Genomic DNA, 24,139 nt, shown 5'->3' on the forward strand with positions numbered 1-24,139 from the left:
GTCAGCGGAGCCCACGGGCGACCTGCAGCAGCTCGTCGGCGCTGAGCGTGCCGGCCACCCCGGTCATCACGCCGTCCTCCACCCAGACCACGCCGGCGAACAACCCGTCGCGGGAGGTGAGCACGGTGGCCTCGGCGCCGTCGACGTCGGCCGTGGAGCTGGTGACCAGCTCCGCGGGCACCGGCAGCGGCAGCGTGCCGGCGTCGGCCGCGAGGCCGCGCAGCTGCTGGGCGACGTTCTCGGGCAGGCCGGGCAGCGACAACAGGTGGTCGCGGACGGTCTCGAACGGCACCCCCGAGGAGGCCACGGTCGGTGCGCCCACCCGGGCGACCACCAGCGTGGGCACACCCGTCGGCTGGGCCCACATCGCCGCGACGCCCGGTCCGGCCTGCAGCCGCAGCCGGCTGCCGTCCAGGCCCGCGGGCGTCGGCGGCAGCACCTCGCCCTCGGCCGCCGCGGCCTGCGCGGCCTTCGCGGCGGAGAAGGTGAAGGTCGCCTCGAGGACGCCGGCGGCCTGGTAGGTGGGGTCGCCGGTGACGCCCTCGGGCAGCTCGCCCACCTCGGGGACCGCCAGGCCGGTGCGCTCCTCCGCAGCGGCCGCGTCGGCCACCTGCTCCGGCTCGGGCTCGCGGACGACCTGCAGGTCGCCGTAGGCGGAGAGGTCGGGGATCTGCACCAGGTCGGCGCTGGTCACCGCGATCGGGTCGATCTGCTCGGCCTGAAAGATCGGCAGCCAGTCGTTGGCCGCGGCCACGCCCGCACCGGCCAGCAGGACCGTGGCACCGAGCGCGGCGACCGCCGGACGCCGGACGGCGGTCCGCCAGCGGGCGGGTGCGGCGGTGGGCGCCGGGCGGAACACCGGCGCAGGGGCCGACGCGGGGGCCGTCGAGAACCGGGCCCAGGCGGCGTCGGTGTCGACGGCGGAGGACCCGGACGTCGCGAGCGCGGCGCCGACGAGCTCGGCGTCCGCGCGGATCTCGTCCAGGGCCCGCAGGCAGGTGTCGCAGCCGGCGACGTGCGCCCGGTCGGCGTCTGAGACGCCGGCGGGCTCGTCGACCAGCCGGCGCAGCACGCCCTCAGTCGGATGACGCATGGCGGTTCAGCTCCTCGCGAAGGGCGGCCTCGGCGCGACGGACCGTCGTGCCGATGCTGCCGGGGGACAGGTCGAGAGCGGCGGCGACCTCGGCGTAGCTGAGGCCGCTGTGGCGCAGCACCAGGGCAACGGCCTGGGTGCGGGGGAGGGTGGCGAGGGCGGCCCGGACGCGGCTGCGCTCCTCGCGGGTGAGCACCGTGTCGGCCACGTCGGGGACGACGGCGGTGTCGGCGGCGGCGACGGTCTCCTCGCGGGACGCGCGCCGGCGGCCCGAGCGGATCAGGTTGAGCGCGGTGTGCGCGGCGGCCACGGACAGCCAGCCGCCGGCCTCCCCGGCCGGGACCCGGGAGCGGCCGAAGGAGAGGAAGACCTCCTGGGCGACGTCCTCCGCCTGGTCCCGCGAGCCGAGCACCCGGGCCGCGACGCCGACGACCCGCGAGTACTCGCGGCGGAAGACATCCTCGAGGTCGGGCCGCACCGACGTCGCCACGGCGCCCAACCCTCCGGGTCGGCCCACCGCGGCGCGGGGGCGTGCCAGGACGACGGCGGCTGCCGGTCGTCCCCGTTGAACGAGCTCCATGCCTGACTAGCACCGCCGGGCCCGCGGATGTGACATCCGCGCCGGAGATCGCTCAGCCGCGACCGGCAGGGGCGCCCGTCTCGTCGACGAACCGGCCGCGCAGCCGCAGCAGCGGAGGCACCGCGGGGTTCAGCACCGGCACGCCCACCACCTCCAGCAGCGCCAGGACGTGGTCCCCGGCCTCGACCAGCCGCTCCAGCCGGCAGTCCAGCGCCGCCGGGGCCTCCCGCAGCACGATCCCGCCGCTGGTCTCCGCCCGCGTCCACGGCACGGTCTCCAGCAGGTGCCGGGCGCTGGGCCGCCCCGCGGAGGAGAAGCGGGAGGCGACGATGGCGTGCGCGGCGCCGAGCACCGTGAGCGCGCAGGTGCCGACGGACTCCAGCACCTCGGCCGGGTAGCCGTCGGCGGAGAGCCCCACCGCGACCAGCGGGGGCGCGGACGACACGCTCATCACCGAGCTGACGGTCGTGCCGACGTCGTCGATGTCGTCCCGGACGGTCAGCAGGCAGACCCCGGCGGCGTACTGGCTCAGCGCAGCGGCGAACTCGGTGCGGTCGACCGGCATGCGCCCAGTCGACCACAACCCCAGGATGGAGCGGTGGATGCATCGGAGCGCACGTACGACGTCGTCGTCCTCGGAGGCGGCTCGACCGGGGAGAACGTGGCCGACATCGTCGTCCGCGGTGGGCTGACCGCGGTCGTCGTGGAGCCGGAGCTGGTCGGCGGCGAGTGCTCGTACTGGGCCTGCATGCCCAGCAAGGCGCTGCTGCGCGGCACCGAGGTGCTGGCCGAGGCCCGGGCCGTGCCCGGCGCGGCCGCGGCGGTGACCGGCGAGCAGGACGTCGCGGCGACGCTGGCCCGCCGCGACTCCTTCACCTCGAACTGGGACGACGCCTCGCAGGTGGAGTGGCTGGAGTCCGCGGGCATCGACCTGCTGCGCGGCACCGGGCGGCTGGACGGCGAGCGGACCGTCGTGGTCACCGACGACGAGGGCGGCACGGTCCGGCTGACCGCCCGGCACGCGGTCGCCGTCTGCACCGGGTCGATGGCCGCGGTGCCGCCGATCGACGGGCTGGCCGACGTCGTCCCCTGGACGCCGCGGGAGGCGACCAGCGCCAAGGGGGCCCCGGCCCGGCTGCTGGTGCTCGGCGGTGGCTACGTGGGCTGCGAGATGGCGACGGCCTGGCAGGCGCTCGGCTCGCAGGTGACCGTGCTGCAGCGGGGGGAGCGGCTGCTGCCGGGCCTGGAGCCGCAGGCTGGGGAAGCGGTCGGTGCGGCGCTGCGCGACGCGGGTGTCGAGGTGCGGTTGACGACCTCGGTGACCGGCGCCCGCCGGGACGGGACCGAGGTCGTGCTGACCACCGACGACGGCCAGGAGTTCCGCGGCGACGAGGTGCTGGTCGCCGTCGGCCGGAAGGCCCGCACGGACGACATCGGCGCGGACACCGTGGGCCTCGAGCCGGGGGAGTACCTCTCGGTCGACAGCACGCTGCGGGTCGAGGGCTCGAGCTGGCTCTACGGCGTCGGCGACGTCAACGGCCGCCGGCAGCTGACCCACATGGGCAAGTACCAGGCCCGCCAGGCCGGCGCGGCGATCGTGGCGCGCGCCCGCGGCGAGGAGGCCGACACGTCGCCGTGGTCGCCGTTCGTGGCCACCGCCGACGACGTCGCGACGCCGTCGGTGGTGTTCACCTCGCCCCAGGTCGCCAGCGTCGGGCGCACCTCGGCGCAGGCCGAGTCCGATGGCCTCCCGCACCGCGTCGTCGAGTACGCGATCGGCAGCGTCGCCGGCGCCTCGCTCTTCGCCGACGGGTACGAGGGCACCGCGGTGGCCGTCGTGGACACCGAGCGCGAGGTGCTGCTCGGCGTCACCTTCGTCGGCCCGGCGGTGGCCGAGCTGCTGCACGCGGCGACGATCGCGGTGGTCGGCGAGGTGCCGATCGGCCGGCTCTGGCACGCCGTCCCGGCCTACCCGACGATCAGCGAGATCTGGCTGAGGTTGCTGGAGACCTATCGCGGCTAGGTTCGCGGCATGAAGATCGTCCTCCCCGGCGGCACGGGGCAGGTGGGCGGCCTGCTGCGGCGGGCCCTGGCCGCGCAGGGGCACGACGTCGTCGTGCTGAGCCGGCGGCCGGAGCAGCTGGAGGACGGCGTCCGGCACGTCCTGTGGGACGGCCGGACGCTCGGCGCCTGGGCGGAGGAGTTCGACGGCGCGGACGCGGTCGTCAACCTCGCGGGCCGGACGGTGAGCGCTCGCTACAACGACCGGAACCTGCGCCAGATGATGGACTCGCGCGTCGACTCCACCCGGGTGGTCGGCGAGGCGATCGAGCGGGCCACCCGGCCGCCGCGCGTCTGGCTGCAGATGAGCACGGCGACGATCTACGCCGACGCCCGCAGCCGGCCCGACGACCTCCCGCACGACGAGGCGAACGGGATCATCGGCGGCGAGGAACCCGACGTGCCGCTCTACTGGGAGTACAGCGTGCGCATCGCCCGCCGGTGGGAGGAGACCCAGGCGGCGGCCGACGTCCCGGGCACCCGCCGGGTCGCGCTCCGGGCGGCGATGGTGATGACCCCCGACCGCGGCGGGGTCTTCGACTACCTGTCGTGGATGGCCCGGATCGGTGTCGGGGGCCCGGTCGCCGGTGGCCGCCAGTACGTGTCGTGGATCCACGGCGAGGACTTCGTGCGGGCGGTGGAGCTGCTCCTCGACCTCGAGGACGTCGACGGTCCGGTCAACCTCGCCGCGCCCGGGCCGGTGACCCAGCGGGAGCTGATGCGCTCGCTGCGCCGGGCGTGGGGGAGGCGGCCGGGGCTGCCCGCCACCGCCTGGATGGCCGAGATCGGTGCCTTCGTCCTGCGCACCGACACCGAGCTGCTGCTCAAGAGCCGCCGGGTGGTGCCCGGGCGGCTGCTCGACGCCGGGTTCACCTTCGTCCACCCGACCTGGGACGAGGCGGCCCGCGACCTGGTGGCGGAGCGGCGCCGGCGGTGAGCCGGTTCACGCCCGGGCCGCAGGCAGGTGGCGGTGCGGTCGTGCTGGAGTGGACGGGTGCCCGCCGACCTCTCCGCACCGTCCCCCTGGCGTCGCTACATCGCCCTCGGTGACTCGTTCACCGAGGGGCTGAGCGACCCCGACCCGGCGCGGCCGGGTGAGTTCCGCGGCTGGGCCGACCGGCTCGCCGAGCACCTGGCCACCGCCTCCGACGACGACGTCGAGTACGCCAACCTCGCCATCCGGGGGCGGCTGCTGCGCCAGGTCGTCGACGAGCAGGTGGAGGTCGCGCTGGCGGCCCGGCCCGACCTGGTCAGCCTGGTCGCCGGCGGCAACGACCTGATGCGCCCCGGCTCGGACCCCGACGAGCTCGCCGCCGGGCTGGAGGCGGCGGTGGTCCGCTTCCGCGAGGCCGGTGCCGACGTGCTGCTGGCGACCAGCGTCGACACCCGCAACACCCCGATCCTGCGCCGGGTCCGCGGCAAGATCGCGATCCACAACGCCAACATCTGGTCGATCGCCGACCGCACCGGCGCCGTGGTGCTCGACCAGTGGGGCGCGGCCTGGGTGCAGGACTTCCGGCTGTGGGACTCCGACCGCATCCACATGACCGACGAGGGCCACCGCCGCATGGCGCTGGCGGCCGCGGCCGCGCTCGGCCTGCCCGGTGCCGACGGCGAGGACTGGCGCACCCCGCTCCCGCCGCAGGCCCCGCGGGCGCTGCGCGCGGCGGTGGCGGAGGAGGCGGCGTGGGTGCGCGGCTTCGTCGCCCCGTGGATCGGCCGGCGGCTGCGCGGGCGCTCGTCCGGCGACGGCCGGCAGCCCAAGCGCCCCGTCCCGCTCACCCTCCCGAAGCCGGCCCTCTAGCGCGCACGAGGCCGTCATCCAGCGCGGATGACGGCCTCGGGTGCACGACGGGCTGCGGTTACAGGTCCTCGGGGTCGGCGAGCTCGTCGAAGAGGGTGCGCGCCGCGAACGACCCGGTGTCGTGCAGGTCGTGGGCCTCGGGCGTCGGGGGGATCCGCGGCTTGGGCAGCGAGACCGGCGGGACCTCCAGCTCGGGCAGCAGCGGGCCGGCGACGTCCTCGACCGGGGCCTGGGTGGCCTCGCTCATCAGCACCTCCGCCGGGCTGGGCAGCGGTGCGGGACGGCCGAAGGCGAAGCCCTGGGCCATGGCGCAGCCGTGCCGGAGCAGCCAGTCGGCCTGGTCCAGGTCCTCGATGCCCTCGGCGATGACCTGGAGGCCCATGCCGCGGCCGAGCTGCAGCAGGCCGTGCACGAGCGCGGCGGTCGAGGGCTCGGTGACGACGTCGGCGACGAACGAGCGGTCGATCTTCACGGTGTGGATCGGCAGCCGGTGCAGCGCGGTGATCGCCGAGTAGCCGGTGCCGAAGTCGTCCAGCGCGAGCGTCACGCCCTGCTGGGTGACGACGGCGACCGAGTGCAGCGTGGCCTCGGCGGCGAAGAGCGCCGTCGACTCGGTGATCTCCAGCTCCAGGCGGTGCGGCGGCAGCCCGGACTCCTCCAGGGCCGCGGCGACCAGCTCGCTGAAGCCGTCCTCGGCGAGGTGGCGGGCGGAGATGTTGACGTGCACCCGCAGGTCGTCGGGCCAGGTGACGGCGTCCAGGCAGGCGCGGCGGAGGACCCACGCGCCGAGCTTGGAGGTGAGCCGGTTGTTCTCGGCGGCGTCGAGGAAGGCGCCCGGGGGGAGCAGCCCGCGGGTGGGGTGCTGCCAGCGGATGAGCGCCTCGTAGCCGAGCAGCGTCTCGTCGGCCAGGTGCACGATCGGCTGGTAGAAGAGCCGAAGCTCGTCGTGGTCCAGCGCGTGCCGGAGGTCGGTCTCCAGCTGCAGGGCGTCGACCTCGTTGCGGCTGAGAGCGCCCTCGTGCACCTCGATGCGGGCGCGCTGGCCGTCGGCCTTGGCGCGGGTGAGCGCGCTCTGCGCCTGCCGGAGCAGGTCGTCGGGGGTCATGTCGGAGCCGAGGGTGAGCCCGACGCTGGCCGACAGGGTCAGCTCCCGGTCCTGCACCACGAACGGCTCGTCCAGGACGCCGAGCAGCCGCTCGGCGAGCGTGCGCAGGCCCGCGAGGTCCTCGACGTCCTCGGCCACGACCAGGAACTCGTCGGCGCCGAGGCGCACGGCGGTGTCCTCGACCCGGGTGCTCCAGCGGAGGCGGTCGGCGAACTGGCTGAGCAGCAGGTCGCCGGCCTCGTGGCCCAGCGCCTCGTTGACCGCCTGGAAGCGGTCGATGTTGAGGTGCACCAGGCCGACCTGCAGGCCGCGGCGACGGGAGAGCGCGACGGCGTGCCGCAGCCGGTCGGTGAGCGCGCGGCGGTTGGGCAGGCCGGTCAGCGGGTCGGTGTAGGCCCGGCGGACGGCGTCCTCCTCCGCGCGACGGCGGTCGGTGACGTCGACCATCGAGAGGACGACGAACTGCGGCGTCCCGTTGTTCTGGCGCACGATCTCGTGCGACTGCACGACCCACAGCTCGGTGCCGTCGGAGCGGCGCAGCCGGCGCTCGCCGTCGAGCAGGAGGTTGGGGTCCATGACCGGCTCGCCGGGCGGTGACTCGAGACCGAGGTCGCCGACCGGCGGGTCGTCCGGGTGGGCCAGCAGGTCGATGTGCCGGCCGGACAGGCTCTCGGGGGTGCGGCCGGTGAGGGCGCACATCCGCGGGTTGGCCACCAGCACGTGCCCGTCGAGGTCGACGAGGGCCTGGGGGATCGGCGCCGAGAGGAAGAGCGCCTGGAAGAGCTGACCCCGGTCCGCGAGCAGCGTGTCGATGGCCCGCAAACGCTGCCCGGCGGTGCTGCCGGGCGTGCCCGGGGACCGCGGCATGTCGGGTGCGGGAAGGCTCACCGGGACAGCGTCACCCATCGTCATCGAAAAGTGACGGAACCGGGCGACGGAGAGTCGTGTTCGTGCCGTCACTCCGTGTTAGTTGTGCGTGTCCTCTCGGCAGAATGTGCCGTGCCCGGGCGGCCGGGCGGGTGGTTCTGACCAGCCGCCCGAGCCCGGGCCCGTTCCGCCCCGCGCGTCCGGCCTCGTCCCGAGCGGGAATCCCGGCGTCGTCGCCGGTGCTGCGCACTCCAGACGACGAGAGGTGAGTGCGGTGGAGCAGCGGATCGGGTTCCTGTCCTTCGGGCACTGGCAGCCCATCCCCGGGTCGCAGGTGCGCACCGGGCAGGACGCGCTGGTGCAGAGCATCGAGCTGGCGGTGGCCGCCGAGGAGCTCGGTCTGGACGGCGCCTACGTGCGGGTGCACCACTTCGCCCGGCAGCTGGCCTCGCCCTTCCCGCTGCTGTCGGCGATGGCCGCCCGCACCAGCCGGATCGAGCTCGGCACCGGCGTCATCGACATGCGGTACGAGAACCCGCTCTACATGGCCGAGGAGGCCGCGGCCGCCGACCTGATCAGCAACGGCCGGCTCCAGCTCGGGGTCAGCCGGGGATCACCGGAGACGGCGCTGCGCGGCTCCGAGAGCTTCGGCTACGTGCCCGGCCCGGACAGCACCGACGCCGACCTCGCCCGGCAGAAGACCGGGCTGTTCCTGGCCGCGATCGCCGGCGAGGCGGTGGCCGACGCCGACCCCCGGATGACCGGCGGACGCTCCGGCCGGCTGCCGATCCAGCCGCAGTCGCCCGGCCTGACCGAGCGCGTCTGGTGGGGCTCGGGCACCTTCGCCACGGGCGAGTGGACCGCTCGGCAGGGCATGAACCTGATGAGCTCCACGCTGCTGAGCGAGGACACCGGTGTTCCCTTCGACCAGCTGCAGGCGGAACAGATCGAGCGGTTCCGCGCCGCCTGGGCCGCCGCCGGCTGGGAGCGCGAGCCCCGGGTGTCGGTGAGCCGGAGCATCGTCCCGCTGGTCAGCGACCTCGACCGCCAGTACTTCGGCGACGAGCGGTCCAGCCAGGACCAGGTCGGACTGCTCGAGGGCGTGCGCTCGCGGTTCGGCAAGAGCTACGCCGCGGAGCCCGACGTGCTCGCCGAGCAGCTGGCGAAGGACGCCGCCGTCCGCGAGGCCGACACCCTGCTCATCACGGTGCCCAACATGCTCGGCGTCGACTACAACGCGCGGCTGCTGCAGAACGTGGTGGAGCACGTCGCGCCCGCCATCGGCTGGGTGCACCCCGACCGTCGCGGCTGAACAGGCCGCTCTGCGGGTGTTCCTCGCGCTCCGCGGGTCCTGCAGGACGACCTGACCGCGAGAACCGCCCGCAGAGCAGCGTGCAGGACGCCGTCACCCGTTCGGTGCACGCGGGGCGACACCCACCAGGGCCTCGGACAGGCTGCGGTGCATGACCGCCTCGCTGGACGACGACGCGCGCTGGGCCGAGGCTCGGCGGATCGTCGACGGCCTTCCGTCGGAGACCCTCGAGGCGAGGGTGCGGCGGCTGCGCGGGTTGACGATCCTGGCGGTCGTCGGCGGCGTGCTGGTCAGCATCGGGCTCGGTCTGGCGTTCAGTCTCATCGCCGGGCACGACGGCGGCACCGAGGCGGAGACGCCGGCCTGGCGGCGGATCGTCGGAGTCCTGGGCGCCGCCGGCTCCGTCGTCCTCGTCCTGACCGCACTCCGCATCCAGTGGCGCGCCCGCCGCCGCTTCGGTCTCTGGACCAGCCCGCTGATGGTGCTCGACCGGCAGCAGCAGAAGCGCCTGCACCGGGAACTTCGCGGCACCGAACCGCTCGACCCCGAGCACGTGCCGCTGGTCCGGCTCCTCGCGGAGAACCAGCTGAATCAACGATCGCTGATCGTGACCCAGCTGGGCCTGCTGCTCCTCTTCACCGGGCAGTGGATCAGCTCGCCGTCGCCCTGGCGCGCCACGATGGTCGGGTTCTCCGCCCTGCTGGTCGCGGGGACGATCGTCGTCGTGCGGCGCAACGAACGCCCTGCTCTGCGGTTCCTCGCCGAGCACCCGCCGGAGCGTTCAGCCGCGTAGGTCGAAGCCCAGGTCGAGCACCGGGGCGCTGTGGGTGAGCGCGCCGACGGCGAGGTAGTCGACGCCGGTCGCCGCGACCTCCGCCGCACGCTCGAGCGAGAGCCCGCCGCTGGCCTCCAGCCGGACACCGGTGCCCTCCACCAGCCCGACCGCCGTGCGGGTGTCGGCGAGCGTGAAGTTGTCCAGCAGGATCAGCTCGACGCCGGCCGCGATCGCCTCGCGCACCTGGTCGAGGGTGTCGCACTCGACCTCCAGGGCGATGGTCGGCGCGTGCGCCCGCACCGCCTCCACCGCTTCCGTGATCCCACCGGCCGCGGCCACGTGGTTGTCCTTCACCAGCGCGGCGTCGCCGAGCGCCATCCGGTGGTTCACGCCACCGCCGCAGCGGACCGCGTACTTCTCCAGCGCCCGCAGCCCCGGGAAGGTCTTGCGGGTGTCGCGGATCGCGGCGGAGGTGCCCGACACCGCGTCCACCCACTGGCGCGTGAGGGTGGCGACGCCGGACAGATGGCTGATCAGGTTCAGCGCCGTCCGCTCGGCGGTGAGCAGCGATCGGGTCGGTCCGGTGACGGTGAGGACCGTCGCGCGCGGCCGGGCCGCCATGCCGTCCGCGGCGTGCAGCATCACCTCGACGTCGGCCCCGCCCACGATCTCGAACACGGCCGCGGCGACCGGGACGCCGGCCAGCACGCCGGGGGAGCGCGGCACGATCTCGCCGGTCGCCCGGGCGCCGGCGGGCACCGTCGCCTCGGTCGTGACGTCCGGGCCGAGCGCCAGGTCCTCGTCGAGGGCGCGGCGGACGACCTGCTCGACCGCCGCCGGGTCCAGGCCGGCCGCGCTGAGGACGTCGGCCAGCTCGGTCCGCAGCGGGAACCACTCGGTCATGCCACTCCCTGGTCCTGGTCGGTCGTCTGCGCCGCGAGCGGCACCGTGCGGGTGAGCAGGTGGCCGGTCCCGTCGATGCGGTGCGCGAGCCGCACCTGCCACTCCGGTCGGGTGGCGGGGGCGTCGGTGCGCCGGTGGCAGCCGCGGCTCTCCCGCCGGGCGAGCGCGGCGGTGGTCAGCAGTGTCGCGACGGTGTGCACGGCGGTCGCCTCGACCGCGGCCAGGTCCAGCGGCCCGGTCAGCCTCGGCGCCGCGGCGAGCGTCCCGGCCAGCTCGGCGAGTCCTCCAGGCGTGCGCACCACACCGGCGTACCGGCTGGTGGCGGTGCCGATCGCGGTGCAGGCCGCCGGGTCGATCGCGCCGGTCGCGGTCGCCACCGGGCGGGGCGCCGCGGGGGCACCCGCGGGCAGATCGGCGTCGAGCAGGGCGGCGCACCGCCGGGCGGCGACCAGCCCCTCGGTGATGGAGTTCGACGCGAGCCGGTTCGCCCCGTGCACACCGGTGCACGCGACCTCGCCGACGGCGTACAGCCCGGCCACCCCGGTGCGGCCGTCGAGGTCGGCCAGCACGCCCCCGCAGGTGTAGTGCGCGCCCGGCGCGACCGGCACCGGCTCGGTGGCCGGGTCGAACCCGGCGGCCCGGCAGGCGGCGAGGATGCCGGGGAAGCGGCGGGCGAGGAAGTCCGCGCCCAGGCCGGTGGCGTCGAGGTGCACGCAGTCCTCACCGGTGGCCGCGAGGTGCGCGGCGATGGTGGCGGAGACGACGTCGCGCGGAGCGAGGTCGGCCAGCGGGTGGGCGCCGGGCATGATCCGCCGTCCCCCGCCGTCGACCAGGACCGCGCCCTCACCGCGCACGGCCTCGCTGATGAGCACCTGCTGCCCGGTCGCGCCGGGTCCCTGCCACAGCACCGTCGGGTGGAACTGCACCATCTCGACGTCGGCGATCTCCGCGCCGGCGCGCAGCGCCAGGGCGAGCCCGTCGCCGGTCGCGCCGGCCGGGCTGGTGGCGGCGGCGTAGGCCTGGCCGTACCCGCCGGTGGCCAGGACGACGGCGTGCGCGCGCAGGTCCCCGGCGTCGGTCAGGGCGCCGTCGTCCGCCACGCGGGCGACCCGCAGCCCGACGACCTCGCCTCGGGCGGACCTCAGGGCGTCCAGCGCGACGGTCCGCTCCAGCACCTCCACCCCGGCGCCGGCCAGGGCCTCGACCAGCGTGCGGGTGACCTCGGCGCCGCTGGCGTCCCCGCCGGCGTGCACGATCCGGTCGCGGCTGTGCCCGCCCTCGCGGGTCAGGGCCGGTCGGCCGTCGGGGGCCAGGTCGAGCCGCGCGCCCAGGTCCCGCAGCAGCGCGATCGCGGCCGGTGCCTCGGTGACCAGCGCGCGCACGGCGTCCTCGTCGCACAGCCCGGCGCCGGCGACGAGGGTGTCGTCGAGGTGCAGCGCGACGTCGTCGTCGTTCCCCAGCACGGCGGCCAGGCCGCCCTGCGCCCAGCGGGTGCTGCCGTCACCCAGCGCGCCCTTGGTGACGACGACGACCCGGCGCCCGGACCCCGCCAGCGCGAGCGCCGTCATGAGCCCGGCGGCGCCGCTGCCGACGACGACCACGTCGGTCGTCCGCTCAAAGCCGGCCGCGGGCAGCGGCAGGGCGGGGACGACGCGGGCGAGGCTCGCCGTCACCTCACTCACCGACCGGCGACGGGGTGCCGATGGCCACCATCGCCTCGACGGCGGCGCGGGCTCGGGCCGCGATCCCCGGGTCCACGGTGACCTCGTCGCGGCCCTCGCGCAGCGCGCGGAGCAGCTTCTCCGGCGTCGACATCTTCATGTAGGGGCACGCGGCGCGGGAGTTCACCGGCTCGAACGACGTCGTCGGGTTGGCCTGGCGCAGCTGGTGCAGCATGCCGATCTCGGTGGCGACGAGCACACGCTTCGCCGTCGTCCGCCGGGCCTCGTCGAGCATGCCGCCGGTGGAGAGGATGTGCACCCGCTCGGTCGGCAGCTGGCCGTCGGACACCATCCACAGCGCGCTGGTGGCGCAGCCGCACTCGGGGTGCACGAGCAGCTCGGCGTCGGGGGCGGCCTCGACGCTGGCCCGCAGGTCGGTGGGGGAGATGCCGGCGTGCACGTGGCACTCGCCCATCCAGATCCGCATGTTTTCGCGACCGGTGACGCGCTGGACGTGCGCGCCGAGGAACTGGTCGGGGAGGAAGAGCACCTCGCGGTCGGCGGGGATCGAGTTCACTACCTCGACGGCGTTGGAGGAGGTGCAGCAGATGTCGGTCTCCGCCTTCACCTCGGCCGTGGTGTTCACGTAGGAGACGACGACCGCGCCGGGGTGCTCGGCCTTCCAGGCGCGGAGCTGGTCGGCGGTGATCGTGTCGGCCAGCGAGCAGCCGGCGGCGGCGTCGGGCACCAGCACGGTCTTCTCGGGGCTGAGGATCTTCGCCGTCTCGGCCATGAAGTGCACACCGGCGAAGACGATCGTCGAGGCGTCGCTGGAGGCGGCGATCCGGGAGAGGGCGAGGGAGTCGCCGACGTGGTGGGCGACGTCCTGGATCTGCGCGTCCTGGTAGTTGTGCGCCAGGACGACGGCGTCGCGCTCGGCGGCCAGCCGGCGGACCTCGTCGCGCCAGTCCTGCCACTGCTCCGGGGTCCACTGCGCGGCGGTGGGGGCGGGGAGCGTTGCGGTCACCGGGACCTCCGGAGGAGTGGGTTTCACACTGAGAGGCGAAAACCTCTGCCCGGAAACCTAGCATGGGATCCGTGACGTCCGTGTGGTCCTCGCCGGAGCGACCGGCCTACCCGCACCAGGCCCTGGCCGTGGTCCTGCAGGTCAGGGCCGCGCGGCTGCACGTGATGCTGTGGCGACGCGCCGGTGAGCCCTTCGCCGGCGCGTGGGCGCTCCCCGGCGGGCCGCTGCTGCCCGAGGAGACCCTGGGCGCCTCCGTGGGCCGGCAGCTCGCCTCGAAGGTGGAGGTCGCCCAGCTCGCGCACCTGGAGCAGCTAGAGACCCGTAGCGACCCGCACCGCGATCCGCGCAGCCGCACGGTCGCGACCGCCTACCTCGGGCTGATCCCCGGCGATCTCGACCCGGTGCTGCCCGGCGACACCGCGTGGCACCCCGTGGACGCGCTGCCGCAGACGGCGTTCGACCACGGCTCCATCGTCGAGTCGGGGCTGGAGCGGCTGCGCGCGAAGCTGTCGTACACGAACGTCGCCTTCGCCCTCGCGCCGCCGACGTTCTCCATCGCCGAGCTGCGCGAGGTCTACGTCGCCGCGCTCGGCTACGAGGTCACCGCCACCAACCTGCAGCGGGTGCTGCTCCGCCGCGGCGTGCTGGAGCCGACGGGGGAGATGGCGGCCTCCGGTCGCGCCGGGGGCCGGCCCGCCACGCTCTACCGGTTCCTCACCTCCGGCCTGGAGGTCACCGACCCGTTCGCCGTCCTCAAGCCGCCGTCGGCCCGCTGAGGAACGAGGCCGGGGCGCCGCCGTACCGCCGACCCAGGCGTGCCGAGCGCCGGTTCTGCGCCGTGCCCGGGTGGAAGGAACCATGATCACCAACGGGTGAACCCGTGGGCGATCCGGTTTGCCGGGAGCGCGGAGCTGGCTACCTGCCCGCCGACTGCCTACCGCAGCTACGAACGGAGATTCACGTGCTCATCCTCGGCCTGGTCCTGCTCCTGCTCGGCTTCTTCCTCAAGATCTCGATCCTCTGGACGATCGGGATCATCCTCCTCGTGGTCGGAGCCGTGCTCTACGTGCTCGGTTCCACCGGGCGTGCCGTCGGAGGCCGGAAGCACTGGTTCTGACCCCTGCGGTGCAGGTCTCCTGAGCGGGACGTGCACCGGCGACAGGGGTGAACGGCGAACCCCCGGCTGCACGAGCGGCCGGGGGTTCGCCGCTGTCCGGGCGCCGGACCGGACGGCGCTCCGACGACTCCGCGGACGGCCGCGGCTGCCGGGAGCCCCGTCAGCCGGGCCTCACCTGGGGCACTCGGGCAGGCCCGGGAGGTCGGGCACCAGGTTGCCCACCACGTTGCAGGTCGTCCCCTCCACCAGGTTCGTCGCCACGGGCGGCGGCGGGGGTGGTGGCGGGAGCTGGGCCGGGGGCGGTGGCAGCGGCGGGAGCGGCACGGGCGCCGCCGGCGCGGGCGCCGGGGCGGGGTTCGGCGCCGGCGCGGCGGGCGGAGGCGGAGGCGGCGCGGGCTGCCCGGCGGACTGCGGCGGGGCGCTCGGCTGCTCGGGCGCCGGCGGGGGGCTGTCCTGGGGAGCCGGGCCGGGGGCGGGCTGCGCCGGTGGCGGGGAGCTCTGGCCCACGGTGTCGCCGGAGGCCGGCGTCGAGTCGCTGGCGCCGATGGCGGGGCCGGGTGAGGCCGGGGCGCGGTAGAAGCCGCTCGGCGGCGGGACCGGGCCGCTGGTGATGCCGTTCATCGGCAGGTCGGCGACCGGGATCCCTGCCGCGTAGGCGCGGGCCAGGCTGAGCACCTGGGCGACGTACTCGTCGGAGTGGTTGTAGGCCAGGACGGCCCGCCGCAGCCCGCTGTCGGTGCGCAGGTCGCGGCCGGCGACGCAGAGGTAGTTGGCCGCGGCCAGGGTGGCGTCGTCCATGTCGAACGGGTCGGTGCTGCCGTCGCCGTCGCCGTCGATCGCGTACGACCGCCAGGTCGTGGGGATGAACTGCATCGGGCCCACGGCCCGGTCGTAGGTCGTGTCGCGGTCGAAGCGGCCGTCGTCGGAGTCGCCGATGTAGGCGAACTGCCCGCCGTCGAGCGCCGGACCCCGGATCTCCGGGACGGACCTGCCGTCGGCCTGGAGGACCGCGCCGCCGAACCGGCCGTGGTTGGTCTCCACCCGTCCGATGCCGGCGAGCAGCGACCAGTCGATGCCGCACTGCGGCTTCGCGTCGGCCATCCGGGCGGCGGCCACGCGGTAGGCGTTGAGCGCGACCGTCGGGATGCCGTTCGCCGCCAGACCGCTGATCGCCTCGGGGGCGGGTGGTGGCTGGTTCGCGTTCTGGGCGGGTGCCTCGCCGAGGGTCTTTGCGCCGGCCGGTGCGCCGGCGGAGAGCGCCGGTGCGCTCCACGCGGGCCGGGTGTCCCTGCCCTCGTCCCGGCTGTCGGCGGCCTGCTCGGCCAGCTCCGGCTCGGCCGGTTGGGCCACACCGGCGACCACGCCGCCGAACCCGACGAGCACTGCCGCGACGAGCACACCGCGTCGACGACGTGCGTGACGAACCCCTGTGTCCATGGACCTGCGCACCCGTTGCTCCGAACGACCGCTGGCTGATGTGGTCCCGTCCCCCGACCGGTGGCGCCTCGTTACCCGTGACGCGCGTTACTAATCACCGCTTCGGCGCGCGCTCGGCGGCCGAACCGGGTGACGCCGCGGGGCTTCACGACGGCCAGCACGGTGGCGCCGAGCAGGACGACCAGCGCCGCGACGGCGTCGAAGAGCAGCTGGCCGCGCATGCCGTCGAGGTCGGCGGTCAGCGGTTCGCCGGCCGCCGCGACCGCGCCGAGGTGACCGATCGGCTGGGTGTGCAGCAGGAGCAGACCGGTGGCGACGAGGGTGAGCACCAGCTTGACGACGACCCAGTAGTGCCGCAGGAGCCCCCACGGGGTGGCCACCGATTGCACGACGCCGGTGACCAGCGACGCGAGCGCGAGCGGCACGATGACCGCCCAGGTGATCACGTCGGCGGCGACGTAGGCGCCGCGCGCCGTGGCGTCGCCGTCGGCGGTGAGGCCGGTGACGGCCAGGGCGAGGAACGCGGCAACCGCGCCCAGCCAGCCCACCGAGGTGGTGACGTGGAGCGTGAGCGCGACCTTGCGCAGGGTCGGTGGCATCACGGCCACGACGGGACCGCCGTGCCGAGGTGGTCGCCGGGTCCGCCGAATCCGCCGCCGGACAGGTGCAGGGCGACGAAGAGCAGCGCCAGCAGGAGTGCGACGAGGGCGAGGACCTTCACCCACCGCGGTGCGCCCGGTGGCGGTCCGGCGTCCGGCCTGCTGCCGGGATCGGTCATGGGGCGCTCCTCCTGTGGTGGGACAGTCCGTCCGGGTATGAGACAGAATGTCTCATGGGCAGTAGTCTCGTCGCATGCCGACCCCCTGGACCGAGACGGTCGCCGGGCACCGGTCCTCGGTGCGCGACGCCGTCCTCGACGCCGCGTCGGCGCTCGTCGCCGCCCAGGGCCTGGACCTGACGATGTCGCAGGTGGCCGAGCGCGCCGGCATCGGCCGGGCGACGCTCTACCGGCACTTCGCCGACGTCGACGCGGTGCTGACCGCCTGGCACGAACGCCAGATCGGCTCCCACCTGCAGCACCTGACCGCTGTTCGCGACCGCGTGGCGGACCCGGTCGAGCGGGTGGAGCAGGTCCTGGCCGCCTACGCCGGCATGTCCCGGCACGGCGGGCAGTCGGCGGCCGCCGCCCGGCTGCACCGGTCCGAGCACGTGGGCCGGGTCCGCGACCAGCTGCGCGACTTCCTCGCCGAGCTGCTGGCCGAGGGGGCACGCGCCGGCCGGCTGCGCGGCGACGTGCCCCCGGCCGAGCTGGCCGAGTTCGTGCTGGGCGCCCTGACGGCGGCCGGGGAGCTGCCCTCGGCCGCCGCCGTGCAGCGGCTGGTCGGCGTGACCGTGGCGGGGCTCCGCCCACCGCCCTGACCGACCGCCGCGACGGGCGGATCAGCCGCCGAGCTCGCTCAGCAGCTGCTCCATCTCCTCGATCTCGGCGTTCTGGGTGTCGCGGATGTCCTCGGCCATCGCCAGCGCCTCGGAGCTCTCCCCGTCGGCGATCTCCGTCTCGGCCATCGCGGTGGCGCCCCGGTGGTGCTCCACCATCATCTCGAGGAACATCCGGTCGAACTCGGGTCCGGAGGCGTCGGTCAGGGCGGACATGTCCTCCTCGGACATCATCCCGCCCCCGCCGTGGTCCATGCCCCCGTGGTCCGTCCCGCCCGATCCCTCCTCGGCGCCCCAGGCGTCCAACCAGTCGGTCAGGGTCTGGATCTCGGGCTCCTGAGCGGCCTCGATGCGTGTCGCCAAGTCCGCCACCCGGGGGTCCGCGGAACGGTCGGCGGCCAGCTGCGCCATCTCCACCGCCTGCTCGTGGTGGGGCAGCATGCCCCGGGCGAAGGCGACGTCGGCGTCGTTGAACTCGGCCGAGGTGCCGGGGTCCTCGGACGAGGCGTTCGGCGAGGCGCTGTCGGACATGCCGGACATGTCCTCGTGGCCTGCGTCGCCGGAGCAGCCGGCGAGGAGGAGGGCGCCGGAGACGAGGGCGCCGGCGAGACCTGTGCGGCGTGCGGTGGTGCGGTTCATGGGTGCTTCTCCTGCGGTCGGTGCGGTTCGGAGGCGTGCGGGACCGTCGCCGCGGCAGCTGGGCTGGAGGCGGGGCGGTGCGGCGGTCGGCCTAGGTCCGCAGGACGCAGAGGGCGAAGATGTCCGGTGGCCTCGGTGGCGGCTGCCCGGCCGTCGTGTCGAGCCGGGCCGACGGCTCCGTCGCGCGCCGGAGCCGTCGTGCCGGGACACCGGCGATCCCCAGCAGGACGGCCAGGCCCACGGCGAGCACCGCCAGGCAGGTGGCCCAGAGGTGGGCGGGCAGGCCGCCGTTGCTCTCGCGGTCCCCGGCCGTGGCGTCCGGTGACGGGGCCGGGGCGGCGTGGTGGGCGGTGACGCCGACCGGGGCATCGACCGCCGCGAGCGCCAGCGGGCCGGCGCTGACCTCCGGCACGTGGGCCGCGTGCCCGGGGTGGGCGGGGCCGGCGGCGCACTGCAGGCCGTGCCCGAGCAGCACGGCGGCGAGCAGCAGCGCGGCAGCCCACGCGCGCGCCCCCGTGCCCATGCGACCGAGCCTACGAGCCTGGGCCCGGGGTGCTCCGCCGGTGGCGTCGCGAGCGCGCCCGGCAGGGATCGAACCTGCGACCAAGTGCTTAGAAGGCACCTGCTCTATCCGCTGAGCTACGGGCGCTCGGCATCGATCATCGCATCGCCCGGAGGAGCCGGTCACGAGCCGGCGGCGCAGGTCGTCCACAGGGGTCAGGCGTGTCCACAGTCCGGCGGACGGCCCGCTCGTGGCCGTCCGAGGCGGCCAGGGTCGAGGCACACCGGCACCGAGCCGGTCGCGCCGTTCGGCGCAGCACCTCCGAGGAGCACCGTGAGCGCCACCGAGATCACCGTCATCGGCAACGTCGTCAACGCCCCGACCCGCAACCGCACGCAGAACGGGAGCGTCACCAACTTCCGCATGGCCGCAACCGAGCGCCGCTTCGACAGCGCCACGCAGGACTGGATCGACGGCCACTCCTTCTTCGTCGACGTCGAGTGCTGGGGCGAGCTGGGCGGCAACGTCTCGCACAGCATCAGCAAGGGCGACCCGGTCGTCGTGGTCGGCAACATCCGCACGCACGAGTGGGAGTCCGAGCAGGGGCGGCGCAGCCGCCCGCAGATCAAGGCCGAGGCGGTGGCCCCCAACCTGGCCCGAGGTGTCGCCGACTTCCGCCGGACGCCGCGGAGCGCTCCGGCGATCCCGGACGCCCCCGAGGAGCACGGCTTCCCGGGGGCGGACGGCGAGCTCCGTCCTGGACGGGACTACGTGGGGGCCGACGACGCGTTGGAGCAGGTGACCGAGGACCTCTCGCCGGAACCCGTGCACGCGTAGTTGCCGGAGGCTGGGAGGATCGCAGGCGAGAACGCACGGGGTGGGGTCGCGATCCCGCGGCCCCGCCCCCGCTCGCGAGACGACGGAAGGCTCCGAAACCCAGTGGCCCAGTACATCTACACGATGGTCCGTGCGCGCAAGGCGCACGGCGACAAGGTGATCCTCGACAACGTCACCCTGTCGTTCCTGCCCGGCGCCAAGATCGGTGTCGTCGGCCCGAACGGTGCCGGCAAGTCGACCGTGCTCCAGATCATGGCCGGCATGCAGCAGCCCTCGAACGGCGAGGCGAACCTGGCGCCGGAGGCCACCGTCGGCATCCTCCAGCAGGAGCCGCCGCTCAACGAGGCGCTCGACGTCCGGGGCAACGTCGAGGAGGCGGTCAAGCCGCTCCGCGACGCGCTGACCCGCTTCGAGGAGGTCAGCGCGGCGATGGGCGAGCCCGACGCCGACTTCGACGCGCTCCTCGCCGAGCAGGGCGAGCTGATGGAGGTCATCGAGAACCAGGACGGCTGGGAGCTCGACGCCCGCATCGAGCAGGCCATGGACGCGCTGCGCTGCCCTCCCGGTGACGCCGACGTCACCGTCCTCTCCGGTGGTGAGCGCCGCCGCGTCGCGCTGTGCAAGCTGCTGCTCGAGGCGCCGGACCTGCTGCTGCTCGACGAGCCCACCAACCACCTCGACGCCGAGAGCGTGGCGTGGCTGGAGCAGCACCTGGAGAAGTACGCCGGCACAGTCGTCGCCGTGACCCACGACCGGTACTTCCTGGACAACGTGGCGCAGTGGATCCTCGAGCTCGACCGCGGTCGCGCCTACCCCTACGAGGGCAACTACTCCACCTACCTCGAGACCAAGGCCGCCCGCCTCTCGGTCGAGGGCGCCAAGGACGCGAAGCGGCAGAAGCGCCTCAAGGAGGAGCTGGAGTGGGTGCGCTCCGGCGCCAAGGCCCGCCAGGCGAAGAGCAAGGCGCGGCTGGCCCGCTACGAGGAGATGGCCGCGGAGGCCGAGAAGTTCCGCAAGCTGGACTTCGAGGAGATCCAGATCCCGCCGGGTCCGCGCCTGGGCAGCGTCGTGGTCGAGACGAAGAACCTCACCAAGGCCTTCGGCGACCGGGTGCTGATCGACGACCTGTCCTTCACCCTGCCGCGCAACGGGATCGTCGGCGTCGTCGGCCCGAACGGCGTGGGCAAGACGACGCTGTTCAAGATGCTGGTCGGCGAGGAGCAGGCCGACGGCGGCGAGATCAAGGTCGGCGAGACGGTCAAGCTCTCCTACGTCGAGCAGAGCCGCGGCGGCATCGACCCGAAGAAGACGCTGTGGGACGTCGTCTCCGACGGCCTCGACCACATCAAGGTCGGCAACGTCGAGATGCCCTCGCGCGCCTACGTCGCCGCCTTCGGCTTCAAGGGCCCGGACCAGCAGAAGCCGGCCGGCGTGCTGTCCGGCGGTGAGCGCAACCGGCTGAACCTGGCGCTCACGCTCAAGCAGGGCGGCAACCTGCTGCTCCTCGACGAGCCGACGAACGACCTGGACACCGAGACGCTGACCAGCCTGGAGAACGCGCTGCTGGAGTTCCCGGGCTGCGCCGTGGTCGTGAGCCACGACCGCTGGTTCCTCGACCGCGTGGCGACGCACATCCTCGCCTACGAGGGCGAGTCGAAGTGGTTCTGGTTCGAGGGCAACTTCGCCGACTACGAGAAGAACAAGGTCGAGCGGCTCGGGGCCGACGCCACGCGTCCGCACCGCGCGACCTACCGCAAGCTCGCCCGCGACTGACGGTCGCCGAGCTCCGTGTCAGGCCGGTCTTCCCCACGGGGGAGACCGGCCTGACGCACATCCGGGTGCCGCCCGGCCCCGCCGTGCTCTAGCGTGGCGCCCCTCCTGCCGTGCACCCGGCGCGGCCACGACCGCGGAGCGCGGATGTCCCTCCTGCCCTTGGCGCGCGCAGAACGCGAGGACCTGCGCGAGGTCCTGGTCGGTCTCAGCCGTGAGCAGTGGCAGGCGCCGTCGCTGTGCGACGGCTGGTCGGTGAAGGACGTCGTCACGCACATGCTGAGCTACGAGGAGCTGGGCCCACGGCAGCTCGCGGAACGCTTCGTGCGCGGCCGGCTCTCGTTCGACCGCGTGAACGACCTGCGGCTCCGGGAGTGCTCGTCTCGCACCGCCCCCGAGCTGATCCAGCTGCTGGACGCGCACCTGACCCCGAGCGGGTTGACCGCAGGCATGGGCGGCGCCATCGGGCTGACCGACGGGATGATCCACCAGCAGGACATCCGACGTCCGCTCGGACTTCCGCGCACCATTCCCGCCGAGCGGCTGGTGCCGGCCCTGCGGACCGCGCTGTTCGCACCCACGCTGCTCGGCGTCCTCCGCGTGCGCGGCGTCCGCCTCGTGGCCACCGACATCGACTGGTCCTTCGGCCGCGGCCCCGAGGTCCGGGGTACGGCCGAGGCACTCCTCATGGCCATCGCGGGGCGCCGGGGGATCGCCGCCGAACTGGCCGGGCCGGGCCAGGAACGCCTCTCCCGCCGGCTCGGTGGCTGAGGCGCGACACCGCGGTCGGCGAGATCCGCGTCGCGCCGGTCTCCTCCTCGCGGGAGACCGGACCGACGCGCATCTCGGTGTGGTGGCGCGTTCTCCACGTGGGCGGTCGCGGTAGGGCAGGGTGGCGGGGATGAGGCACACCGTGCACGTCCCGATGCGCTGGTCGGACATGGACGCCTACCAGCACATCAACAACGTCGCCTTCCTCGGCTACTTCGAGATGGCTCGCGTCAACCTGTTCTTCGAGCACCCGACGCACGACGAGAAGACCGGCATGCGCCGCGGGCTGGTCGTCCACTCGCACGAGATCACCTACAAGCGCCCCGTCGTCTACGACGAGCAGCCGCTGGAGATCCAGGTCTGGGTGTCCGGGGTCCGGGCGGCGTCCTTCACCTGCCACTACGAGCTGTTCGACCACGAGCGGCTCGCGGTCACCGGAAGCACCGTCCTGGTCCCGTTCGACTTCGCGCTGAACCGGCCGCGCCGGATCACCGCCGAGGAGAAGGAGTTCCTGGCCCGCTGGGCCGACGAGGGCTGATCAGCCGGCGACGATGCGCGGCACCGGTCGATCGGCGCCGGTGGGAGCACCGCGCCGGGCGGCCTCCTCGTCCGACACCGGCCGCACCAGCGCGCCCTCGGTGACCATCCCGCCGCCGAACACCGCGGCGTTGATCCCGCCCCGGTGCACCATCGCCTTGACCAGCTTCAGCCCGGTCAGCCGCTCCAGGTGCGTGCACGGCGGGCAGCGCTTCATGCCGAACAGCAGCGCGTCGCCCACCGCGAACCACCCGCCGACCAGCGAGGGCAGGTCGATGCCGGTCGTCACCAGGTTGCGGCGGGTGTCACCGGGGGAGAGGTCGGCGCCCACCTCGGCAGCGACGGCGGCGACGTCGTCCCGGTCGATCAGCGTGAGCTGCTTCTCCAGGTCGGGGTACTGCGCCCACGTCCCGCCACCGAGCGCGTACCGGTCGCCGTCGAGCCCGATCCCGGGCACCAGCCGGCCACCGGGCACCCGGCGCATCGGGGCGGCCGCCGCGCCGGTCAGCCAGATCTCGTGCACGGTGCCGCTCACGAGGCCACCGCCGTCCGCCGTCGGGGGCGCCGGGCCGGGGCGTCGTCGGCGCCCCGGGCGTCCAGTGCCTCGCCGACCGTCGCCGCCATCCGCAGCACCTGGATCAGCAGCGGCACGGCCATGCCCAGCCGCACCCGGTGCGCGCCCCGGGCGGCCTGGGCCTCCCGGATCCGTGCGGCCCGCTCCGCGACCAGGGGGATGAACCGCAGCGTCATCGCGAGCACCAGGCCGATCCGCGCCGGCCGCACGCCGAAGACCCGCAGCGGTGCGGCCAGCCACTCGATCACGGCGACCAGCGCCGTCACCCGCGTCGTCGCCGTCACGATCGCGGCGGCTGCCAGCAGGGTCAGCAACCGGAGGACGGCGACCGACCCCGTCCGGAGGTCGGTGACCAGCAGGTGGAAGCCGAGCAGCAGCGCGAGCCACGGCCACACCGGCCGGACCTGGACCGCCAGCGCCCGCCACGGCAACCGCGCGAGGCCCACGCCGGCCAGCACCACGAGCGCCACCGCGCCCGCCATCACGGCCGGGGACCCGACCCAGAAGAGGCCGATGCCCAGCGCCGCGAGCAGCCCGAGCTTCAGCCCGGCCCGCGCGCGGTGCACGACGCTCTCGCCCGGCACGTAGAGCGACAGCATCAGTCCATCCTCGCCACGTACCAGGGCACGGTCTCGGCGGGGGTGCCGTCGGCGATCACCCGCCCGTGCTCGACGACCAGCACCCGGTCGAACCCGCTCAGCAGGTCGAGGTGGTGGGTGACGACGACGACGTCCTGCTCCAGCTCGTCGATCACCCGTGCCACCCGGCGGGTGTTGCTCAGGTCGAGCAGCGTGGTCGGCTCGTCGAACACGATCCGCCGCGGGCGCATGGCGAGCACGCCGGCGATGGCCAGCAGCTGCTTCTGCCCGCCGGACAGCAGGTGCGCGGGGTGGTCGCGGTGGTCGGCGAGCCCGTAGCGCCCGAGCATCTCCTCGACGCGTCGCTGCACCTCGTCGTCGGGCAGGCCCTGGTTGTGCGGACCGAAGGCGAGGTCCTCGGCGACCGTGGGGTGCACGATCTGGGCATCGGGGTCCTGGAAGACGAAGCCCACCCGGCGGCGCACCGCCCGCACCTGGGTCCGGGTGTCCAGACCGTCGACGAGCACCGTCCCCGAGGTCGGCACGACCAGCCCGTTGAGCAGCCGGGCGAAGGTGCTCTTGCCCGAGCCGTTGGCGCCGACGACGCCGATGCGCCGTTCGGTGAGGGTCAGCGAGATGCCGTCGAGGACCACGCGCTCGCCGTAGGCGTGCTCGACGTCGCGCAGCTCGATGCCGGCGCCGGGAGCGACGGCGTCGTCGGCCTCCTCCGCGGGCCGCCGTCCCCAGCGCAC

Annotated in this window: 27 protein-coding genes and 1 tRNA gene; 12 read left to right on the forward strand and 16 right to left on the reverse strand. The window is 74.6% G+C overall.

The window, feature by feature from the left end; translation table 11 throughout:
• Position 1: 1 nt before the first annotated feature.
• The 3 genes from DQ244_RS05045 to DQ244_RS05055 form a co-directional block, all read right to left on the reverse strand.
• Positions 2-1,093: a hypothetical protein gene (locus DQ244_RS05045; RefSeq protein ID WP_113810288.1), complete on the reverse strand. Its 1,092-nt coding sequence runs from the start codon at positions 1,091-1,093 to the stop codon at positions 2-4.
• Complete coding sequence (locus DQ244_RS05050; RefSeq protein WP_233491174.1) at positions 1,077-1,583, reverse strand: sigma-70 family RNA polymerase sigma factor; 507 nt, start codon at positions 1,581-1,583, stop codon at positions 1,077-1,079. Before DQ244_RS05050 ends, DQ244_RS05045 begins: the two co-directional genes overlap by 17 nt.
• Positions 1,584-1,725: 142 nt before the next feature.
• On the reverse strand, positions 1,726-2,238 hold the full coding sequence (locus DQ244_RS05055; RefSeq protein ID WP_113810290.1) for a flavin reductase family protein: 513 nt from the start codon (positions 2,236-2,238) through the stop codon (positions 1,726-1,728).
• A gap of 33 nt (positions 2,239-2,271) precedes the next feature.
• Here DQ244_RS05055 and DQ244_RS05060 point away from each other — a divergent pair, with 33 nt between their 5' ends.
• Genes DQ244_RS05060 through DQ244_RS05070 form a run of 3 tightly spaced genes read left to right on the forward strand, consistent with a single transcriptional unit; the run spans position 2,272 to position 5,538 of the window.
• Positions 2,272-3,696 (forward strand): NAD(P)/FAD-dependent oxidoreductase, encoded by a 1,425-nt coding sequence (locus DQ244_RS05060; protein ID WP_113810291.1) that lies wholly within the window; start codon positions 2,272-2,274, stop codon positions 3,694-3,696.
• Positions 3,697-3,705: 9 nt separating this feature from the next.
• On the forward strand, positions 3,706-4,671 hold the full coding sequence (locus tag DQ244_RS05065) for an epimerase (RefSeq protein WP_113810292.1): 966 nt from the start codon (positions 3,706-3,708) through the stop codon (positions 4,669-4,671).
• Between the two features lie 57 nt (positions 4,672-4,728).
• On the forward strand, positions 4,729-5,538 hold the full coding sequence (locus DQ244_RS05070) for an SGNH/GDSL hydrolase family protein (protein WP_113810293.1): 810 nt from the start codon (positions 4,729-4,731) through the stop codon (positions 5,536-5,538).
• 58 nt (positions 5,539-5,596) lie between these two features.
• On the opposite strand, the gene DQ244_RS05075 is transcribed toward DQ244_RS05070, so the two are convergent.
• Positions 5,597-7,531, reverse strand: a complete 1,935-nt coding sequence (locus tag DQ244_RS05075) for a bifunctional diguanylate cyclase/phosphodiesterase (RefSeq protein WP_233491175.1) — start codon at positions 7,529-7,531, stop codon at positions 5,597-5,599.
• A gap of 253 nt (positions 7,532-7,784) precedes the next feature.
• Here DQ244_RS05075 and DQ244_RS05080 point away from each other — a divergent pair, with 253 nt between their 5' ends.
• Positions 7,785-8,822, forward strand: a complete 1,038-nt coding sequence (locus DQ244_RS05080; protein WP_113810295.1) for an LLM class flavin-dependent oxidoreductase — start codon at positions 7,785-7,787, stop codon at positions 8,820-8,822.
• A 151-nt stretch (positions 8,823-8,973) separates the two neighbouring features.
• On the forward strand, positions 8,974-9,615 hold the full coding sequence (locus DQ244_RS05085) for a hypothetical protein (RefSeq protein ID WP_113810296.1): 642 nt from the start codon (positions 8,974-8,976) through the stop codon (positions 9,613-9,615).
• On the opposite strand, the gene nadC is transcribed toward DQ244_RS05085, so the two are convergent.
• The 3 genes from nadC to nadA are packed head-to-tail and all read right to left on the reverse strand — an operon-like array spanning position 9,604 to position 13,188.
• The gene (gene nadC / locus DQ244_RS05090; RefSeq protein ID WP_113810297.1) at positions 9,604-10,500 is read right to left on the reverse strand and encodes a carboxylating nicotinate-nucleotide diphosphorylase; all 897 of its coding nucleotides are present in this window, start codon (positions 10,498-10,500) and stop codon (positions 9,604-9,606) included. The two genes, DQ244_RS05085 and nadC, sit on opposite strands and share 12 nt — an antisense overlap.
• Entirely contained in the window at positions 10,497-12,173 is a 1,677-nt protein-coding gene (locus tag DQ244_RS05095) for an L-aspartate oxidase (RefSeq protein WP_233491176.1), read from the reverse strand. The genes nadC and DQ244_RS05095 overlap by 4 nt, the downstream gene beginning before the upstream one ends.
• A 1-nt stretch (position 12,174) precedes the next feature.
• The gene (nadA, locus tag DQ244_RS05100) at positions 12,175-13,188 is read right to left on the reverse strand and encodes a quinolinate synthase NadA (protein WP_113810299.1); all 1,014 of its coding nucleotides are present in this window, start codon (positions 13,186-13,188) and stop codon (positions 12,175-12,177) included.
• A gap of 71 nt (positions 13,189-13,259) precedes the next feature.
• Here nadA and DQ244_RS05105 point away from each other — a divergent pair, with 71 nt between their 5' ends.
• Together DQ244_RS05105 and DQ244_RS19545 are read left to right on the forward strand one after the other, a co-directional pair.
• Positions 13,260-13,964 (forward strand): NrtR DNA-binding winged helix domain-containing protein, encoded by a 705-nt coding sequence (locus DQ244_RS05105; protein ID WP_113810669.1) that lies wholly within the window; start codon positions 13,260-13,262, stop codon positions 13,962-13,964.
• Positions 13,965-14,149: 185 nt separating this feature from the next.
• Positions 14,150-14,305 (forward strand): DUF6131 family protein, encoded by a 156-nt coding sequence (locus DQ244_RS19545; protein WP_199580186.1) that lies wholly within the window; start codon positions 14,150-14,152, stop codon positions 14,303-14,305.
• A 171-nt stretch (positions 14,306-14,476) separates the two neighbouring features.
• Here the strand turns inward: DQ244_RS19545 and DQ244_RS05110 are convergent, their stop codons facing one another.
• The 3 genes from DQ244_RS05110 to DQ244_RS05120 all read right to left on the reverse strand — a co-directional run bounded on the left by DQ244_RS05110 (position 14,477) and on the right by DQ244_RS05120 (position 16,520).
• The gene (locus tag DQ244_RS05110; RefSeq protein ID WP_158544468.1) at positions 14,477-15,703 is read right to left on the reverse strand and encodes a lytic transglycosylase domain-containing protein; all 1,227 of its coding nucleotides are present in this window, start codon (positions 15,701-15,703) and stop codon (positions 14,477-14,479) included.
• Positions 15,704-15,813: 110 nt separating this feature from the next.
• The gene (locus DQ244_RS05115; protein WP_199580188.1) at positions 15,814-16,344 is read right to left on the reverse strand and encodes a hypothetical protein; all 531 of its coding nucleotides are present in this window, start codon (positions 16,342-16,344) and stop codon (positions 15,814-15,816) included.
• Positions 16,341-16,520 (reverse strand): hypothetical protein, encoded by a 180-nt coding sequence (locus DQ244_RS05120; protein WP_113810301.1) that lies wholly within the window; start codon positions 16,518-16,520, stop codon positions 16,341-16,343. Before DQ244_RS05120 ends, DQ244_RS05115 begins: the two co-directional genes overlap by 4 nt.
• A gap of 74 nt (positions 16,521-16,594) precedes the next feature.
• Here DQ244_RS05120 and DQ244_RS05125 point away from each other — a divergent pair, with 74 nt between their 5' ends.
• Positions 16,595-17,161, forward strand: coding sequence for a TetR/AcrR family transcriptional regulator (locus tag DQ244_RS05125; protein WP_113810302.1), 567 nt, complete (start codon positions 16,595-16,597; stop codon positions 17,159-17,161).
• Positions 17,162-17,182: 21 nt separating this feature from the next.
• On the opposite strand, the gene DQ244_RS05130 is transcribed toward DQ244_RS05125, so the two are convergent.
• From DQ244_RS05130 to DQ244_RS05140, 3 genes are all read right to left on the reverse strand, one after another.
• A complete protein-coding gene (locus DQ244_RS05130; protein ID WP_113810303.1) occupies positions 17,183-17,818 on the reverse strand; it encodes a DUF305 domain-containing protein in 636 nt (211 codons plus the stop codon).
• A gap of 91 nt (positions 17,819-17,909) precedes the next feature.
• On the reverse strand, positions 17,910-18,341 hold the full coding sequence (locus tag DQ244_RS05135) for a DUF6153 family protein (RefSeq protein WP_113810304.1): 432 nt from the start codon (positions 18,339-18,341) through the stop codon (positions 17,910-17,912).
• A gap of 53 nt (positions 18,342-18,394) precedes the next feature.
• A tRNA-Arg gene (locus DQ244_RS05140) sits at positions 18,395-18,467 on the reverse strand.
• A gap of 186 nt (positions 18,468-18,653) precedes the next feature.
• Between DQ244_RS05140 and DQ244_RS05145 the strand changes: the two genes are divergently transcribed.
• The 4 genes from DQ244_RS05145 (at position 18,654) to DQ244_RS05160 (ending at position 22,236) form a co-directional block, all read left to right on the forward strand.
• On the forward strand, positions 18,654-19,157 hold the full coding sequence (locus tag DQ244_RS05145) for a single-stranded DNA-binding protein (RefSeq protein ID WP_113810305.1): 504 nt from the start codon (positions 18,654-18,656) through the stop codon (positions 19,155-19,157).
• 102 nt (positions 19,158-19,259) lie between these two features.
• On the forward strand, positions 19,260-20,930 hold the full coding sequence (gene ettA, locus DQ244_RS05150; RefSeq protein WP_113810306.1) for an energy-dependent translational throttle protein EttA: 1,671 nt from the start codon (positions 19,260-19,262) through the stop codon (positions 20,928-20,930).
• Positions 20,931-21,074: 144 nt separating this feature from the next.
• Positions 21,075-21,698 (forward strand): maleylpyruvate isomerase family mycothiol-dependent enzyme, encoded by a 624-nt coding sequence (locus tag DQ244_RS05155; RefSeq protein ID WP_113810307.1) that lies wholly within the window; start codon positions 21,075-21,077, stop codon positions 21,696-21,698.
• Between the two features lie 130 nt (positions 21,699-21,828).
• Complete coding sequence (locus DQ244_RS05160) at positions 21,829-22,236, forward strand: thioesterase family protein (RefSeq protein ID WP_113810308.1); 408 nt, start codon at positions 21,829-21,831, stop codon at positions 22,234-22,236.
• Here DQ244_RS05160 and DQ244_RS05165 read toward each other — a convergent pair whose 3' ends face one another.
• From DQ244_RS05165 to DQ244_RS05175, 3 genes are read right to left on the reverse strand one after another with little or no spacing between them, the layout of a single operon-like run.
• Positions 22,237-22,770, reverse strand: a complete 534-nt coding sequence (locus DQ244_RS05165; RefSeq protein ID WP_233491177.1) for an MOSC domain-containing protein — start codon at positions 22,768-22,770, stop codon at positions 22,237-22,239. It abuts the gene before it with no gap.
• Complete coding sequence (locus DQ244_RS05170) at positions 22,767-23,408, reverse strand: energy-coupling factor transporter transmembrane protein EcfT (protein WP_113810309.1); 642 nt, start codon at positions 23,406-23,408, stop codon at positions 22,767-22,769. Before DQ244_RS05170 ends, DQ244_RS05165 begins: the two co-directional genes overlap by 4 nt.
• Positions 23,408-24,139 (reverse strand): energy-coupling factor ABC transporter ATP-binding protein, encoded by a 732-nt coding sequence (locus DQ244_RS05175; protein ID WP_199580190.1) that lies wholly within the window; start codon positions 24,137-24,139, stop codon positions 23,408-23,410. The genes DQ244_RS05170 and DQ244_RS05175 overlap by 1 nt, the downstream gene beginning before the upstream one ends.

The organism is Blastococcus sp. TBT05-19, from assembly GCF_003319095.1.
Classification (GTDB): domain Bacteria; phylum Actinomycetota; class Actinomycetes; order Mycobacteriales; family Geodermatophilaceae; genus Blastococcus.

Coding starts and splice junctions, on each gene's coding strand:
- DQ244_RS05155 (WP_113810307.1), top strand. CDS start 21,075: ATGTCCCTCCTGCCCTTGGCGCGCGCAGAACGCGAGGACCTGCGCGAG.
- DQ244_RS05120 (WP_113810301.1), bottom strand. CDS start 16,520: ATGACCGATCCCGGCAGCAGGCCGGACGCCGGACCGCCACCGGGCGCA.
- DQ244_RS05055 (WP_113810290.1), bottom strand. CDS start 2,238: ATGCCGGTCGACCGCACCGAGTTCGCCGCTGCGCTGAGCCAGTACGCC.
- DQ244_RS05160 (WP_113810308.1), top strand. CDS start 21,829: ATGAGGCACACCGTGCACGTCCCGATGCGCTGGTCGGACATGGACGCC.
- DQ244_RS05085 (WP_113810296.1), top strand. CDS start 8,974: ATGACCGCCTCGCTGGACGACGACGCGCGCTGGGCCGAGGCTCGGCGG.
- nadC (WP_113810297.1), bottom strand. CDS start 10,500: ATGACCGAGTGGTTCCCGCTGCGGACCGAGCTGGCCGACGTCCTCAGC.
- DQ244_RS05065 (WP_113810292.1), top strand. CDS start 3,706: ATGAAGATCGTCCTCCCCGGCGGCACGGGGCAGGTGGGCGGCCTGCTG.
- DQ244_RS05045 (WP_113810288.1), bottom strand. CDS start 1,093: ATGCGTCATCCGACTGAGGGCGTGCTGCGCCGGCTGGTCGACGAGCCC.
- DQ244_RS05170 (WP_113810309.1), bottom strand. CDS start 23,408: ATGCTGTCGCTCTACGTGCCGGGCGAGAGCGTCGTGCACCGCGCGCGG.
- DQ244_RS05125 (WP_113810302.1), top strand. CDS start 16,595: ATGCCGACCCCCTGGACCGAGACGGTCGCCGGGCACCGGTCCTCGGTG.
- DQ244_RS05130 (WP_113810303.1), bottom strand. CDS start 17,818: ATGAACCGCACCACCGCACGCCGCACAGGTCTCGCCGGCGCCCTCGTC.
- DQ244_RS05135 (WP_113810304.1), bottom strand. CDS start 18,341: ATGGGCACGGGGGCGCGCGCGTGGGCTGCCGCGCTGCTGCTCGCCGCC.